The sequence below is a fragment of the Streptomyces spiroverticillatus genome, from assembly GCA_014650415.1.
GTDB lineage: Bacteria > Actinomycetota > Actinomycetes > Streptomycetales > Streptomycetaceae > Streptomyces > Streptomyces spiroverticillatus.
The window spans coordinates 152,804-166,136 of record BMUX01000013.1 but is presented as its reverse complement, the minus strand read 5'-3'; the positions used below and the strand labels follow the sequence as shown (position 1 = coordinate 166,136).

Below are 13,333 nucleotides of genomic sequence, written 5' to 3'. Positions count from 1 at the left end.
GCCCGTCAACTCACCGGTAACCCAAGAAAGGGCAAGTGGGCGCGGTTCGGCCGACTTTCGACCCGGTCCCAAGGGCGGGGACCGTATACGGCCCCCGGCCGATCACGGCCTCCGGGCGCCTCGGCCATACTTCGGCGCATGACTGCTACTTGGCCGAAACACCTCGACGTCGGCGCCGTCCGCTTCGCCCGGCCCACCGCCCACTACGACGCCCTGCTCGCCTTCTACCGCGACGACCTCCAGCTGCCGGTGCTGGCCGACTGGCGGGGCCACTCCGGATACGACGGCGTGGTGTTCGGGCTGCCCGGCACCCCCGTGCACATGGAGATCACCCAGCACGGCAACCCGCCTCGGATACCCGAGCCGCACCCGGAGAACCAGCTCGTCCTGTACGTCCGCGGGCCCGGGGCCGTCGCGGCGGGCGTCGCCCGGCTGCGCGAGCGGGGCCACGAACCGGTGGCGACGGCCAACACGTACTGGCCCGAGCGGGGCGCGGTGGCCTTCGCGGACCCGGACGGCTGGCTGGTGATCCTGGCGCCGTGGGTGTTCGGCGAGGACCCGGTGCCCCAGCCCGCGTAGGGGCACGCAGGAAGGGCCCCGGCGGTCTCGCGTCCGCCGGGGCCCTTCGCGTCACTCCGCATGCATCAGCTGGGGATGAGCTCCTGGGCCAGGCCGAAGGAGAGGGTCATGCCCGCGCCGCCGACGCCGTTGACGACGGTGACGCCCGGCTCCGGATTGACGACCAGCTCGGTGCGGCCGTCGCGCAGGGACGGGTAGAAGCCGACCCAGCGCTCGGTGATCTCCGCGTTCGGGAACTTCGCGAAGGTGGCGAGGTAGTCGAGGACCGCCTTGTTGATCTCCTCGCTCTCGAACGGGTCGAGGGTCTTGGCGTACGCGTGGCTGTCGCCGATGGTCAGGCGGCCGTCGGCGGTCTGCGAGAGCAGGACGTGGATGCCGTTCTCGCGGTGGAAGGGGTACTGCTCGCCCATCCGCCGGGCCAGCTCGGTGCGCGAGGTGCAGTCGTCGAAGGCCGCGTAGTGCAGGAGGGTCAGACCGCCGCAGAGCATCGGGCCCAGCTCCCAGCCCGCGGGCTGGGCACCCGTACGCATCATCTGGAGCTTGCAGCGGACGATGCCGGACTCGGCGAAGACCTCCGGGTAGAGGGTCTCGAAGTCGTTGCCGCTGCACACGAAGAGGTTGTCGACCTGCCAGTCGCCGGCCGTGGTGGACACGGTCGGCATGTCGACACCGCGCACGGTGGTGCCGAAGCGGATGTCGACTCCGTACTCCTGGATCAGGTACTCGGCGACGGCGGGTATCGCCCGTCGCGGGTCCACGTTCAGCTCGGTCGGGCTCCACATCGCGGCGAGAAGACCGTCCTCGACGGCGGTGGAGCTGCGCTCCAGGGCCTCCTTCGCGGAGATCATCTTGGTGCCGTTCTCGCGGGCTGCCTCGGTGATGTCGACGAACTCCTCGAGTACGGCGACCTCGTCGGCCTCGTGAGCGAGGTGCAGCGAGCCCGTCGGCGCGGCCCACAGGCCGGTCTTGGCGGAGATCTCCTGCCACACCGCACGGCTGCGCAGCCCTCGCTCGTACATCGCGCCGCGCTGCTGGCCGACCGACCAGATCATGCCGAAGTTGCGGATGGAGGCACCGACCGCGTAGTCGTCGCGCTCGAAGAGCACGACCTTGTCACCGCGCTTGGCCGCCGCCAGAGCGTGGGCCAGGCCGACGATGCCGCCTCCGACGATGGCAGTGTCCGCACGGTTGACGGCTGCGCTGCTGACAGACATGTGGTCCCCTATCTCAGAACGTACGTCGGTACAAGATCAGTTCACGGTGTACGGGAGGCGACGTCCGGGCGGACGCCGCCTTGCCCGGAGGTTGCGCGGCCCGGGGATCGCCCGGGCCGTCGCCGGTCACGCGGCCCGGGGAACCCGGTTCCAGTGCGGGACCATCAGCACGCCGGCCAGCAGGGCGGCCACGGCGAAGATGGTGAACAGGACGCCTCCGGAGAGGAATCCGGGGAGCAGTCCGCCGAGGATGGCGCCGACCGAACCGCAGCCGTTGACCAGGCCCGCGGCGGTGCCCGCACCCTTGGCGCTGCCGAAGTCGACGGCGGCGACGCAGGAGATCATCGCGTCGGCGGCGTACACCGACACTCCGATGACGGCCAGTACGGCGATCATGATGCCGACGCTGCCGGTCGCGGTGAGCGGCATGAACAGCGCGAGCGCCGCGGTCAGGACGCCCAGCGCGATGACGCAGGCGGGGGCGCGGCGGGACTTGAAGACGTTGTCCGAGACCCAGCCGATGATGATCGGCGCGACGACTCCGGCGACGCCGAAGGCGACCGGGATGAGCGTGGCGCCCGCCTTGTCGATCTCCGGGATGCGTTCGGCGACGATGACCGGGCCCCAGAGCAGGATGGCGTACCGGGCGGGCTTGAGCAGGAAGTAGCAGAGGCCGAGCGTGAGGACCATGCGGTCGCGCAGGGTCTCCTTGTAGAGGGCGAGGCCGGTGAGCGTCTCCTCCTCGGGCGCGTCCGCGTCGGCGGGTGCGGCGTTCGGGTCGTGGTCGGGGTCCTCGAGTCCCACGTCCTTGGGCGAGTTGCGCTGGAAGACGAGGAAGAGGCCGAGGACGACGGCGAGCGTGGCCGCTCCGGCGAAGAAGGCCGCCTGCCAGCTGTCGAACACCGAGTACGCCATCCAGCCGAGGAACGGCGGGGCGGCCAGGCCGCCGAAGGCGTAGTTGGTGCTCCACAGCCCCAGGATGCGGCCGCGCTCCTTGACGGTGAAGAAGTTGCCCATGTTCTTGCAGAGCGGCGCCCAGCCGGCCGACTGCGAGAGGCCCTGGATGACCATGGCCCCGCCGAAGACGAGGACGGCACTGCTGAGGCCCATGAGACAGGCCGCGACGATGGCCCCGATCATGCCGCCGATGACGACGACGCGCGGACCGAAGCGGTCCGCCCACATGCCCCACAGGAACTGGCCCGCGGCGTAGGCGGCGAGGTAAATGGAGTCGATGACTCCCAATACCCCTTTGGTGAGGACGGTGTTGACGGCCGGGTCGTCGAGAATGCCGAGCTTCGCGACGGAGAAGGCCTGCCGTACGAAGTAGAAACCGGCGTACGCGACCCAGGTGATCGCGAAGATCTGCCAGCGCCAGCGGGAGGCGCGGGCGGACCGCAGAACAGGATTGACCTGATCCAGCGCTTCGCGGGTCGTGATGGTCTGTGCGTCTTTGGATCCTTGCTGTGGTGCGAGGTCGGCCATGGCGGCGGCGTCCTGTCCTCGACGTGCACGGGTAGGGGAATGAGCGGCCGTACGGACATGAGTGGCCGTACGGAGGTGTCGTGCGGCGGTACAGCCGTGCCCGCACCTCGAACAGAGCGGTGTGCGGGCACGGCACGGCCCCGGCGCGCGCCCAGGCATGCGCGCCGGGGCCGGGTCTGTGTGGTCAGGGGGGCTGGTGCTGCTGCGCGGCGATCAGGCGGTCAGCGACCGGCCCGCCGCGAGCGTGGTGCCCACCCAGTAGGAGTCGAAGTTGCGCAGCCGGTGTCCGGCGGGCAGCTCGACGGGCGCGTTCACCAGGAACGGCACCTTCTGCTCGGTCAGGCCGCCGTGCGAGCGCAGCGGCTCCTTGAAGCCCGAGATGTCGTGGCGCGAAGGCGTCGTGCCGAGGGCGGTGTTGCGGGTGGCGATGACGACGATGTCGCCGATGCGGTCGCCGGGCAGCTCGAAGCGCTCGCAGGCCTCCTCGCGGGTCAGGACGGTGTCGACGCCGTCGATCGCGGCGACCTCGCCGACCAGGGCGGCGACGTCCGTGCCCTCGGGCAGGTGGACGGTGGCGTAGGAGCCGAGCGCGCCGTGGTGGACGGTGTACGGGTCGGTGATCGGCAGGATGACCCGGGAGGCGCCCTCGCCGAACTTGCCGTCGAAGAAGTCCTGGAGGAAGACGACCTGGGCCACGCCGTCGGCGTCGCTCTTGGCGTTCATGCCGTGGTCGGCGGTGATGACGAGGATCGCGCCGAGGGCGTCGATCTTCTCGAAGTAGCCGTCGAGCATGCCGTAGAAGTCGTTGGCGACCGGCGAGCCCGGGGCGTGCTTGTGCTGGATGTAGTCGGTGAGCGACAGGTACATCAGCTGCGGGCTGTCCTTCTCCAGGACGTCGACGCCTGCGGCCATGACCAGTTCGCTCAGCTCGGCGCTGTAGACGGACGGCAGTTCCATGCCGACGCGCTCCAGGACCTTGGTGATGCCGTTGTCCTCGTCGGTGACCTGGTCGGCCTTCTCCGCGGAGAAGTTGATGCCGTCGACCAGGTCGCGGCCCAGCAGGCGGCGCAGCTTGTCCTTGGCCGTGATGCAGACGACCTTGGCGCCGGCCTTGGAGAACTCCGAGAAGATGGTCGGCACCCGCAGCAGCTCCGGGGCGTTCATCATGATCTCGGTGCCGGACTCGGTGTCGTAGAAGTAGTTGCCGCAGATGCCGTGGACGGCCGGCGGCTGACCGGTGGCGATGGAGATGTTGTTCGGGTTGGTGAACGACGGCATCGTGCAGTCGCCGCGCAGGTCGGCGCCCCGCTCCAGCATCTTCTCCAGGAACGGCATCCGCCCGTCCGCGATGGCCCGCTCGTGGTACGCGTCCTCGCTGCCGTCGATGCAGACCACGACGACGGGCCGCTGGGGCCACGGGTAGTCGCGGCCGTTGACCTGAAGCTGCTCCATGTACGGACACCCCTGAAGTTCGAAGTCGCGGGGCGGTAGCTGCCGCCCCGTGTGACATAGGTAGCACCCGGCGACAGGGCGGAAGAACCTCTCGGTTTGCTATGGGGCCCATAGCCGCATTCAAGCCAACGCGACCCCTCCCCTTTGAGACCGATCGCGGTTAGGCTCACCGCGCGCACAGTTGATCAAGGAGGGCACGTGGAACTGAACCTCCACCGGCTGTGGATCTTCATGCAGGTCGTCGAGCACCAGGGGTTCTCGGCCGCCGCGCAGAAGCTGTACATGAGCCAGCCCTCGGTCTCCAACCAGGTGCGCCGGCTGGAGCAGTCCCTGCGGGTGACGTTGATCGACCGCTCCGGCGCCCGGACCCGCCCCACGGCGGAGGGCGAGGTGCTCGCCGAGTACGGCAAGCGGGTCTTCCTGCTGGCCGAGGAGGCAGTCTCCGCCGTGCAGCAGGTCAGCGGTCTGGCGTCGGGCCGGCTGCTGGTCGGGGGGTCCACGACGGTCGGCACCTATCTGCTGCCGCCGCTGCTGGCCCGCTATCAGCAGGACCATCCGGGGATCGTCTGCGACCTCTTCGTCGGCAACAACGAGGCTGTACTGGAGCGCCTGTTGGGCGGGGGCATCGGCATCGCCGTGGTCGCCGGGACGCCGACCGCCAACCAGCTCGTGGTCGAAACGGTCCTGGACGAGCGTCTGGTGGTCGTGGCCTCCTCCTCGCATCCCCTGTCCGGTGCGGGCGAGGTCGGCCCGCAGGAGCTGCGCGAGTGCCGCTTCCTGCTGCGCGAGCCGGGCTCGCAGACCCGCGAGCTCCAGGAACAGGTACTGGGCGACTGGGAGTTGACCGACGTCCCGCACGGCGACGTGTGGGGCCCGGAGGCCGTCAAGCAGTGCGTGGCGGCGGGTCTCGGCATCACGCTGATCTCGGAGCACGCGGTCGTCGACGACGTACGGTCCGGGGCGCTGACCGTGGTGCCGGTGAGCCCGGCACCACGCTCGCGCCCCGTGAACCTGGTACGGCGGCGCGACCGGCTGCTGTCCCCCGCGGAGCGCGCCTTCATGAAGGTGCTCCGCGAGATCGGCAGCTGGCCGCGCGAACTCCCGCCCGGTTAGCCCGCGTTACTTCCAGATGCGGACGTGGTCGACGTACATCGTCGACGTGTAGTCGAGCGCGGCGGTCGTGACGTCACCGGCCGCCCACTCCAGGATCTCGTGCGACAGGATCGGGTACTCCTTCACCTGGCTGATCAGCTTGGGGTCGGTGACGGTGCGCACGACGGTGCCGTCGTACGTGAACTCCATACGTGTGGCCGTCCAGTTGAGGCCGATGGTGTGGTAGTGGTCGGCGTGCAGACCGGGTGCCGGGACGACCTGGGCGGACTGCACGTGGTCGGCGCCGTAGCCGTCGTAGTGGATGGTCGCCGCGTACTTGTCGGTGGCGTACGCGCTCTCGATCAGGTCGATCTCGGCACCGTCCTCGGCGCTGCCCTTGATGTCTCCCCAGGAGTGGGTCTGGAGCCAGACCGCGCCCAAGTGGCCGTTGGTGGGCGGGACATGGAGTCTCGCCTCGAAGGTGCCGTGGGTGTAGTCGAAGATGCCGTCGGTGTCGACCCTGCCCCCGGCGTACTGCTTGTCGCCGAGCTTGCGGAGGTCGATGGCGAGGTTGCCGCCGTTCTCGGGGACGACGCGGACATTCTGGGGCTTGTACCACCAGCGCAGGCCGTCGGCGCGGTCGGCCTCGGTGCGTTCCTGGTCGCGGGCCTTCCACTTGGCGGTGTTGAGGGCGGTGCCGGTGAACTCGTCGCTGAAGACGAGCGTCCCGGCGGGGCCGGCGGTGGGCTGGACGCCGGCCGGGGTGGCGGGGTCGACCAGGGAGGCGGCGGTGGTCTCCGCCTGTGCCGGGCCCGTCAGCAGGGCGGCGGCCAGGAGGGCCGCCGCGCCCGCTGCCAGGCGCGTACGGAACGTACCGATCATCGTGACTCCTTTGTCAGACGACACTGGACGGGCTTCCCGTCGACGGTGCGCACCGCGACGAGGGTGGTCCCGCCCTGGATGCGGGTGGTGCACTTCTCCCCCGCCGCCGCCCGCCAGCGCCCCACGAGGGTCACGTGCAGGGTGTGCGGGGCGCTCGGTTCGGCCAGCCACGGCCGGGAGAACGGGCTCCAGTGCCCGTGGTACTCGCCCTTGCTGTCGTACTGGGCGCGGTCGCGGCCCGCGTACAGCCGCAGGTCCGGGTCGCACACGGACAGCACGAGGGCCCCGGAGGTCTCGGTGCGGACCAGCAGCATCGACGGGGTGTCCACGGCCCGTACGACGGTGGAGTCGGTGAGGGCGCGTGTCGCGTCGAACACCGCGTACCCGGTGATTCCGGTGGCCCGGTCCCGTACGACGTGGGCGGTGTCGTCGTGCCGTACGACGGTGTACGGGGCCCGCCCGGCGTCCGCCATGTCGGCGGCGAACGCGGCCATCGACTCGGGCGTCGCGCCGACGACGGTCGCGTAGTGGTACGAGGCGCCGCGCGGGGCGGTGCCGTGCCGCAGCCAGGCGGTGGCGAAGTCGCCCCGGGTCTCGGCGTCGGTGCCGTGGTGGCGGGAGGTCTGGGCGGTGCGGGTGAGGGAGAGCCGCTGCCCGGCGGGCAGGTAGTAGCCGAGGCCGGTGGCGTCCAACAGCCAGGCAGCGCTTGCCCCTTGATGCTCGTACGGGAAGGCGGTGACCGGCGTCGGACCTCCCACGTGGGTGGGGGCTTCCCGGGTCGCGAGGCGGGACTGGAAGAGCGTCGTCTCGGTCTCGTGGACGGCGTCGGTGTTCTCGATGCCGGAGCCCAGCGCGATCACCCGGTTGTCGAAGAGGAAGACGGACGTGCGGGCGCGGTGGCTGGCGTCGTACTTGGGGATCTCGCGCAGCCGCATCGCGAACATGCCGTTGCGGCCGTCGATGGTGTGGCCGCCCGCGAAGGCCTCCTCGCTCAGCATGACCTCCTCGATGGCACCGGTGAGGTCGCCCTTGAGGAGGTTCCACGGCTTGTGGAGGGTGGTGGTGCCGGGGCGGCGGTTCCAGTCGTAGCCGTCGTGGCTGTAGCCGCTGTCGAGGTTGGTGACGGGGGCGTTCGGGGTGGGACCGCGGTGCAGGACCTGGATCTGGCCGTAGGTGTTGTAGCGGCCGTACCAGTTGGAGCCGTCGTAGATCTCCGTGGACCACAGGTAGCGGTTGTGGCCGCGCACGGTGACCTGCCAGTCGTCGCGGCGCTGCACGGCGAGTGCGCCGTAGTTGTACGCCCAGGCTCCGGACGGGGCCTTCTCGGCGGTGATGTTCGCGGCGGCGAGCTGCGCCGCGATCTTCTTCTGGGCGGAATTCGGGCTCGCGGGGAGCAACCGCAGGAACGCCGCGCCGAGTTCGGGGTCGAAGGGCTCTTTTCCGTCGGGGGTTCCGGCGATGGCGAGCCACTGGAAGGGGGTGATCTGAAGGCCGGTGGTGCCGATCGGGTTGCGCCCGGAGAGGGAGATCGGCCAGTGCGAGGTGTTGGCGACGACGCGCATCGTCAACACGGCCTGCTTCAGGGCCTCGTGACCCTTCGTCGGAATCCGGAAGAGGCCGCCGCTCATGACGTACACGAGCGGTGCGAAGCCGGTGAAGCCGTCGCGGGCGTAGTCGGGGAAGAAGCCGACGTGGTGGAAGGTGGTGCCGTCGGTCTTCAGACCGTCCTGGATGCCGTCGGTGGGCAGGAGGTACTGGCCGAGCCAGTCGCGCAGCACCTTGAGGCAGGCGACCTGCTTGGCCTCGGTGTCCTGGAGGAGGGCGACGGCCAGCTTGCCGCGCGCGGTGGTGTTGAGGATGTCGGCGGTGGAGCCGTGCGCGTTGCGGTGCTCCAGGCCCCGGAAGAGCCGGCCGAAGCCGCACAGCCAGGTGAGGTCGGCGCGCACCGCCTCCAACAGGCCCGCCTCGCGCAGGACTTCCCGCATGAGGAAGACGGAGTCGTAGTAGCCCCGGATGTCGTAGCCGAGGTGGTGGATGGTGCCGAGGCAGCTGCCGTACGTCCAGCCCTGCTCGCGGAGCCGCTCGACGAGCCTGATGTACAGCTTCCCCAGGGCGGGCCGGTGGGCCGCCGAAGCCGCGTCGTACGCCTGGGCGATCTTCTGCTGGAGGTCGGTGACGGCGCGCAGGGTGAAGGCGCCGACGAACTTCTTCAGGTCGGCGGCGAGGGCGGGCGGGTAGATCTGCGCCTGGTACGAGAAGACGGGGCGGCCGGTGAGCAGGGCGTCGGTCTGCGTGGTGAGGGTGGTGACGTAGGCGTCGTCGACCTTGACGGAGGCGGCGAGGTAGTCGTCGTGGTAGCGGGTGATCAGGGCTTGGAGGGCTGCGCTTTCGGCTGCGCTGGGGCGCGGTGCGGGGATGCGGGTGCGGCGCAGGATGCGGTCGAAGAGGTAGAGGGCCTGCCAGTGCTGCTGGTCCCAGTCGTCGCCCTCGACGCAGATGTCGGGGGCGTGGACGTCGCGGGTGGGGGCGTCGGGGCGCAGGGCGACGTTGAGGAGGAGCTGGTCGAGGTAGAGGGTGCCGGCGCGGCGCGGGGCGACGATGCGCATCGTGTCCATGCCGGGGCGCGGGCGGCCCTTCATGTCGTACGCGTACCGGGCCCACACGGTCCGCCACCCGGTGAAGTTCAGGTCGAACTCCAGGTGGCAGTCGGTGCGTTCACCGCGTCCGAACTCGAAGCGGACGACGTCGTCGACGGCCTTCTCGTTGTAGATCCAGACGGAGAAGGTGTCGACGGTGCCCTGCCACTGCTGGTCGGCGAGCGGCCGGGGCTCGTACGGGTCGGGGGCCCAGCCGAGGTCGGCGTCGACGGTGACCGTCGAGCGGGTCCCGTGGTCCCAGCGCAGGGCGTGCGTGCCGCACACGGAGCGGGCGTCGCTGATCGCCAGCGTGCTGCCCCGCCCGGCGGTGAACTGCCGGGGCACGGCGGTCTCCAGCAGGAACGCGGGCGGCTGGAGCGCGAGCGCCCGCTCTTCGAGCTCGTGCAGGGGTACGTCGCCTTCGTGCGGGAGTACGTCGCCGGGCCCGGCCGCCTGCGCCTGTGGGACGGCGGTGAAGGGCAGGGCGACGGCACCGGTCGCGGCGGCGCCGTACGCGAGGAGGCGACGGCGGGACACAGGGGTGGCGGGGCGGTTCACGGGGGACTCCCAGCGTGCGGGGGCGGGCGGCCGAATTGCCTGCGGACGCTAGGGAGTGATGAGAATAGGATTCAAGGAGCATTACGAAGCCGGGGGCAACTGTGACCGCCAGAGAACTGAAGTTCCGCAAGCTGACGGCCGACCTGCGGCGCGGCATCCAGGACGGCACCTGGCCGCCCGGCAGCAAGCTCCCCACCGAGCGGGCGCTGGCCGCCGAGACGGGTCTGTCGGTGACGACGGTGCGCCGGGCGTACGAGGACCTGGTCGCGCAGGGCATGGTGGAGCGGCGGCAGGGCGCGGGCACGTTCGCGCTGGGCCGGGTCCCGGGGGTGCCGCACCACCGGCGGATCGTCGGCGTGCTGGTCCCGGACACGACGCTCTACTATCCGCGGGTCCTCCAGGGCATCCAGGAAGTGCTGTCGGAGGCGGGGGCGCAATTCGTGCTGGCCTGCTCGCACTACGACCGCCAGGCCGAGGACGACGCCATCGCGGAACTCCTCCTGTCCGGGGTGCACGGCCTGCTGCTGGTCCCGGGCCTGCACGACGAGGGCGATCCGGCGCGGCGGGCGGAGGAGCTGCTGGGGCTGCCGGTGCCCGCGGTGCTGGTGGAGCGGCGGCTGACGGCGGCGGGCCCCGGCGACCCGACGGAGCACGTGTGCACGGACCACGAGGGCGGGGCGTACGAAGCGGTGCGGCACCTGCGTGCGCTCGGCCACGAACGCCTCGGCCTGGTGGTCCGCACGGACGCGGCGACGGCGGCCCCCATCCGGTCCGGATTCGCGCGTGCCGTCGCGGACTTCGGGCTGCGGGAGCCGGTGCACGACGCGGACGTGATGGACGCGTGGACCCCGGCGCGGGCGGACGCGGCGGTGGCGGCGCTGGTCGCGGGCGGGGTGAGCGGGGCGCTGTGCTTCGGGGACCGGGAGGCGGCGCTGATCCAGTCGGCGGCCCGGCGGGCCGGGCTGCGGGTGCCGGACGATCTGGCGCTGGTCAGCTACGACAACGAGTTCGCGGACGTGGCGGAGATTCCGCTGACCGCCGTGTCGCCGCCGAAGTTCCAGGTGGGGCGGCTGGCGGCGCAGATCCTGCTGCGGCGGCTGGCGGAGGGCGACGCGTCGCCGCTGCACCAGGTGCAGTTGCGGCCGAATCTGGTGGTGCGGGCGTCGTGCGGGGCGCGGCGGGAGTAGGCGTCACCGTCCCTGCTGGTCGAGGGCGGCGGCGATGCGGCGGGCGGTGGGACGGTGGGTCACCCGGTGGGCGAGGTCGGTCAGTTGGTCACGGGCGGTGGGGTCGCCGCCCGTGAGGGCCAGGGCGGTGATGGCGGCGTCGGCCACGCCCGGGGCGGTCCTCCTCCCGTCCCGCAGCGGGCGCAGGGCCGTGATGGCGAGTGCGGCCAGGGCGTGCGCCGTGCCGGGACGGGGCGGCAGCAGTCCGAGTGACCAGGCCGCTCCGCGCAGGACCAGGCAGTTGTACGGATCGGGCGGGTGCCCGGTGTCGGGGTGCACGCTGCGGTGGGCGGACAGCGGCACCGTGCGGGGCAGGCCGAACGCCGCGCACCAGCCGTGCAGACGCTGCCGGGACACCTCCGGCCCGGCCCGGGCGAGCACGGTGCGGGCGGTGCGGGCCCACCGGGCGGAGGGAGTGCGGGCGGTGGGTGGCGCGGGGTGGGCGAGGAGGGCCTCCAGCGGTCCGGCGGACGCCTCGCGCAGGGCCAGGTCCGCCCAGGCCTCACCGGGGTTGAGCGCGGGCCCCGGCAGCACGGCGGCGGCCTCGCGGAGAGCGGGCGGGGCGCCGGGGGCGAGGGCCGTGCGGCGGAACACCGCGACGACGGCGGGGCCGGGCGGACGGCCGGCGTCCAGCTCGGCGAGGGCCAGTTCCCAGTCCCGGGTGCCGGGCCCGATCTCGTACAGGCGACTGAGCCCGTCCAGCCGCTCGCACCGCTGCGCGGCGAGGAGACCGCCGTCCAGGCCCCGGACGATGCCACTGGCCAGGGTGAGGAGCTCGGTGCGCACCTGGGTGGGGGTACGGCCGAACTCCTCGAAGGTGCGGGTGCCGTGCAGCGGGACTCTCGGCAGCCAGTGCGCCCAGATCCGGCCGAGGGCCAGCCGGTCGGCGTCGGGCAGCGCGTGCAGGAAGGCCATGACGGGCGGGCCGGGCCCTGTCGACGCCCCGTTGCGGCAAGCCAGGTGCAGTACCCCGTGTGCGAGAGCGGGCAGGCGCCCCCGTGCGGCGAGCCGCTCGAACTCGGCCGTCCCCGGGTCACGCACCTCCGTACTCATGGAACGAGCGTAGGACGCACCACTGACAACGCCCCCGTGAACGAGGCGGCTCAGGCGATCCGGTGCAGGTCCGCCGCCCGGACTTCGCCCCGCAGCTCCTCCCCCGCGACGAACCTCCGTGCCTCCTCCACCGCGAACGCGCCCAGCAGCCGCACCTCGGTGCCCATCGCCCCGGCGATGTGCGGGGTGACCAGCACGTTGGGGAGGGCGAGCAGGGGGTGGCCGGGCGGGAGGGGTTCCGGGGCGGTGACGTCCAGGACGGCGTCGACGCGCCCGCGTGCGCAGTGCGCGGTGAGCGCTTCGGTGTCGACGAGGCCGCCGCGTGCGGTGTTGATGAGCACCGCGCCGTCGCGCATCAGCTCCAGGGCGCGGGCGTCGATCAGGTGGCGGGTCTCGGGGAGCATCGGGGCGTGCAGGGTGACGACGTCGGACTGCGCCAACAGGTCGTCCAGGGGCAGGAGTTCGGCCCCCAGCCCGGCTGCGTCCTCCTTCGCCAGATACGGGTCGCTGACCACGAGCCGTACCCCCGCGTCCGCCAGCCGCTCCAGCACCAGCCGCCCGATGTGCGAAGCCCCGACGACACCCACCGTGCGGGTCGCGCGCCCGGTGCACGGGCTGACGGTGAGGTCCTGCGGTCGCCCCGCCCGGTAGTCGGCGGCGAGCCGGAAGGCTCGTTTGGCGGCCAGCCGGATCGCGGAGACGGTGTAGTCGGCGACCGGTCCGGCATTGGCGGAGGCGGCGGAGGAGACGACGATGCCGCGCTCCCACACCTCGGGGGCGTAGACCTGCTTGACCGAGCCCGCCGCGTGGAAGGCCGCCCGCAGCCGGGGCGCGCCGGCCAGGGCGGCGGCGTCCACCGGCGGGCAGCCCCATCCGGTGATCATGAGGTCCGCCTCGGCCATCGAGTCCGTGAGGTCGCAGAACGCGGCGAGGGTTGCCCGCACGTCCTCGGGCAGGGCCAGTGCCGCGACGTCCGCGCGCATCGCAATCAGGGCTGTGGGACGGCCAGTTGAAGTGGTCACGTAGCCATAGTGAGAGACACGACCAGAGCAATCAATGATCAATCACCCCTGCCCCGGCCAATTACTCCCCCATTGCTGTCTGATTGCTCATTGCGCGATCTCCACCCCACCACCAAAATCAGGCCAGCACGCAC

Annotated in this window: 10 protein-coding genes; 3 read left to right on the top strand and 7 right to left on the bottom strand. The window is 71.5% G+C overall.

The genetic code is table 11. The features are described from left to right. Positions 1-138 precede the first annotated feature (138 nt). Positions 139-579: a VOC family protein gene (locus IE269_RS29945; protein WP_189826331.1), complete on the top strand. Its 441-nt coding sequence runs from the start codon at positions 139-141 to the stop codon at positions 577-579. 65 nt (positions 580-644) lie between these two features. On the opposite strand, the gene IE269_RS29940 is transcribed toward IE269_RS29945, so the two are convergent. The 3 genes from IE269_RS29940 to phnA all read right to left on the bottom strand — a co-directional run bounded on the left by IE269_RS29940 (position 645) and on the right by phnA (position 4,730). Next, positions 645-1,793, bottom strand: coding sequence for a TIGR03364 family FAD-dependent oxidoreductase (locus IE269_RS29940; protein WP_189826330.1), 1,149 nt, complete (start codon positions 1,791-1,793; stop codon positions 645-647). A gap of 126 nt (positions 1,794-1,919) precedes the next feature. Further along, positions 1,920-3,278: an MFS transporter gene (locus IE269_RS29935; RefSeq protein WP_189826329.1), complete on the bottom strand. Its 1,359-nt coding sequence runs from the start codon at positions 3,276-3,278 to the stop codon at positions 1,920-1,922. A gap of 213 nt (positions 3,279-3,491) precedes the next feature. Then, complete coding sequence (gene phnA / locus IE269_RS29930; RefSeq protein WP_189826328.1) at positions 3,492-4,730, bottom strand: phosphonoacetate hydrolase; 1,239 nt, start codon at positions 4,728-4,730, stop codon at positions 3,492-3,494. A 198-nt stretch (positions 4,731-4,928) separates the two neighbouring features. Here phnA and IE269_RS29925 point away from each other — a divergent pair, with 198 nt between their 5' ends. Next, entirely contained in the window at positions 4,929-5,843 is a 915-nt protein-coding gene (locus IE269_RS29925) for a LysR family transcriptional regulator (protein WP_189826327.1), read from the top strand. Between the two features lie 6 nt (positions 5,844-5,849). On the opposite strand, the gene IE269_RS29920 is transcribed toward IE269_RS29925, so the two are convergent. Both IE269_RS29920 and IE269_RS29915 read right to left on the bottom strand, forming a co-directional pair. After that, positions 5,850-6,704, bottom strand: coding sequence for a glycoside hydrolase family 16 protein (locus tag IE269_RS29920; protein WP_189826326.1), 855 nt, complete (start codon positions 6,702-6,704; stop codon positions 5,850-5,852). Beyond that, entirely contained in the window at positions 6,701-9,898 is a 3,198-nt protein-coding gene (locus IE269_RS29915) for a chondroitinase family polysaccharide lyase (protein WP_189826325.1), read from the bottom strand. Before IE269_RS29915 ends, IE269_RS29920 begins: the two co-directional genes overlap by 4 nt. A gap of 101 nt (positions 9,899-9,999) precedes the next feature. Here IE269_RS29915 and IE269_RS29910 point away from each other — a divergent pair, with 101 nt between their 5' ends. Continuing rightward, positions 10,000-11,085 (top strand): substrate-binding domain-containing protein, encoded by a 1,086-nt coding sequence (locus IE269_RS29910; RefSeq protein ID WP_229898358.1) that lies wholly within the window; start codon positions 10,000-10,002, stop codon positions 11,083-11,085. Positions 11,086-11,088: 3 nt separating this feature from the next. On the opposite strand, the gene IE269_RS29905 is transcribed toward IE269_RS29910, so the two are convergent. Beyond that, positions 11,089-12,177 (bottom strand): hypothetical protein, encoded by a 1,089-nt coding sequence (locus IE269_RS29905; protein ID WP_189826324.1) that lies wholly within the window; start codon positions 12,175-12,177, stop codon positions 11,089-11,091. Positions 12,178-12,227: 50 nt separating this feature from the next. Beyond that, complete coding sequence (locus IE269_RS29900) at positions 12,228-13,199, bottom strand: hydroxyacid dehydrogenase (protein ID WP_229898357.1); 972 nt, start codon at positions 13,197-13,199, stop codon at positions 12,228-12,230. Positions 13,200-13,333 lie beyond the last annotated feature (134 nt).

Coding starts and splice junctions, on each gene's coding strand:
- IE269_RS29945 (WP_189826331.1), top strand. CDS start 139: ATGACTGCTACTTGGCCGAAACACCTCGACGTCGGCGCCGTCCGCTTC.
- IE269_RS29940 (WP_189826330.1), bottom strand. CDS start 1,793: ATGTCTGTCAGCAGCGCAGCCGTCAACCGTGCGGACACTGCCATCGTC.
- IE269_RS29935 (WP_189826329.1), bottom strand. CDS start 3,278: ATGGCCGACCTCGCACCACAGCAAGGATCCAAAGACGCACAGACCATC.
- phnA (WP_189826328.1), bottom strand. CDS start 4,730: ATGGAGCAGCTTCAGGTCAACGGCCGCGACTACCCGTGGCCCCAGCGG.
- IE269_RS29920 (WP_189826326.1), bottom strand. CDS start 6,704: ATGATCGGTACGTTCCGTACGCGCCTGGCAGCGGGCGCGGCGGCCCTC.
- IE269_RS29905 (WP_189826324.1), bottom strand. CDS start 12,177: ATGAGTACGGAGGTGCGTGACCCGGGGACGGCCGAGTTCGAGCGGCTC.